Source organism: Sediminibacterium sp. FW305-C-61 (assembly GCF_058231065.1).
In genome coordinates, this window is the sequence record NZ_JBIQXR010000014.1 from 1 (window position 1) to 2,184 (window position 2,184).

Annotated in this window: 2 protein-coding genes; both read left to right on the plus strand. The window is 40.8% G+C overall.

The window, feature by feature from the left end:
• Positions 1-369, plus strand: a 369-nt coding sequence (locus ACH30E_RS16870; protein ID WP_490825764.1) for a hypothetical protein, incomplete at its 5' end; no start/stop codon positions are given.
• Positions 370-652: 283 nt separating this feature from the next.
• Positions 653-2,184, plus strand: a 1,532-nt coding sequence (locus tag ACH30E_RS16875) for a hypothetical protein (RefSeq protein WP_490825765.1), incomplete at its 3' end; no start/stop codon positions are given.

The window sequence follows — 2,184 nt, forward strand, 5'->3', positions numbered from 1 at the left end:
GGAAGCCTTACGGTGAACTATAATGGAGCCGGAGCTCAGACAGTAAGTGCCGCTGACTATGGCACACTGGTAATCAGCACAAATGGAACAAGAACGGTAACCTTTGTAAATGGAGGAACGGTACGGGTATCGAATGTATTTACGCCCACAGCCACCACCACTACTTATGTGGTTACCGGAAATACCTTTGAGTATAATGGAAGCGGGGCACAGACAATCACGGCTTTTACCTATAATAACCTGATCATAAGCAATGCCGGTGCAAAAACCGTTTTGGCAGGAACTACGGTTAACTGTCAGACCGTTGAAATAAATGATGCGGCAGTTTTAACCCTTCCTGATACAGGTGTAATTAATGTACAAGGCTAATTATTGCTTTTACTTTTATAAGCAGTAACACCATTTTTGCAAAAATGGGCAGATTAGTAATAGCTTAAATGCAAACATCTAATCTCTTTTTAATCTTTTATCAGGTATCTTTGCATAATAATATCCGTTAATAGATGTCATTGTTTCATTTTGATCCCAATACCTGACTATCTATCGAGAACGGAAACTCCCCTGAGCATACAGTTGTTGAGTAATTTCTCAACTGCCTGGTAAAATGTTTTTTTACTAAGGCGGCGCAAATTACTATCACAATAAGTATGTTATGCATTCCATGCTACTGAAAATTATTACTGGAATATTTCGCAGTAATAAATGCTTTAATAAGTACTACCTAATAAATTTAGTAGCAGTATTCTTATTCTTGTATAATACCTGTTTATATGCTGCTACTATCACCTCAAATAATGTGACAGGTAACTGGAATGCTGGTGGTACCTGGGTAGGTGGCGTTCCTCCCGGACCTGGCGATGATGTGGTTATTAATACCAGTGCAACTATTACTGTAACAACAAGTACTTCCTGTGCAAGCATATCCTGGACAGGAAATCCTACCGCATCAAGAGTGTTGACTATTAATGCTGGTGTTACACTTACCGTAAGCGGTAATATTACATTCGGCTCCGCAACAACTAACGGAAGAAATCGAACAATTAACGTACTGGGTATATTGAATTGTGGGGGAGATTTTACGATGCAAACCAGCGGTAATGATGGAAGAGATGTAATTATCAGTATTGGAACAAATGGTACTGTTACTATTACAGGAAATCTGATTATGGCATCCAGCTTTAACAGGCACCATGTGGATATGACAGGTAATGCAGTGATAAATATTGGAGGTAATGTGGCTGCCAATGCAGGAGCTACTGCTACCGGGGGAGGGTTCACGAATCCTCCGTCAGGAACTACGATTAACCTGAATGGTACATTGCCTCAAAACTTCTGGCCGCAAAATGCACCAACTTATAGCGGAACATTGAAAATCAATAATCCGGCAGGCGTTACTTTCAGGAAAGCCATTAACCTGAATGCTTCTACGTTGACGATTGGAGATATTGTTTCAAATAGCCTTCTGAAAGACAGTGGATTTGCAATTACGTGTACCGGAACATTAAATCTTGAAAATGGGAGCACTTTTAGGCTTGGAAGAGTAGGTGGGGCGGGAGGAACTTCAACCCAATTTCCAGGATTCGCAAACCGAAATATAGCAATGGGTACAACGGTGCATTATGCACATGCCAATACAGCGCAAACAATTTCAACTACACCTTCTTATGCCAATCTCCTGCTATCAACCTTAAGTTCTTTTAATAAAACCATTGCTGCTGGAACACTTATTGTAAGAGGAGATCTTACAATTGAAGCAACTACTACATTCAATGGTGCTAATGACCCTGCCATTAATATTGGAGGGAATTTTACCAATAACGGCACATTTACTTCCGGTGACGGTCTTGTAACTTTTAATGGAACAACGGATCAAAGCATCACGAGTGTAAACACCTTAACTTTTAATGGAGGATTAACGATAGGCAATAGTGGAGGGGCAATAGTTACAAATACAAATGCTACACTAGCGATACCGACGGGTGATGTAATGACTATTAATAGTGGATCCATATTTTATGCTGGCGATAATGTGATCAATGGGGCGGGCACATTTACATTGTCATCCGGTGGCACGCTAGGTATCGGCTCCTCTGGAGGCATAGCAGCGGTGGGCACAAACAGTGGTAATGTACAAACCACCACAGCGCGCAATTACAATACGGGTGCGAATTATATTTATAATGG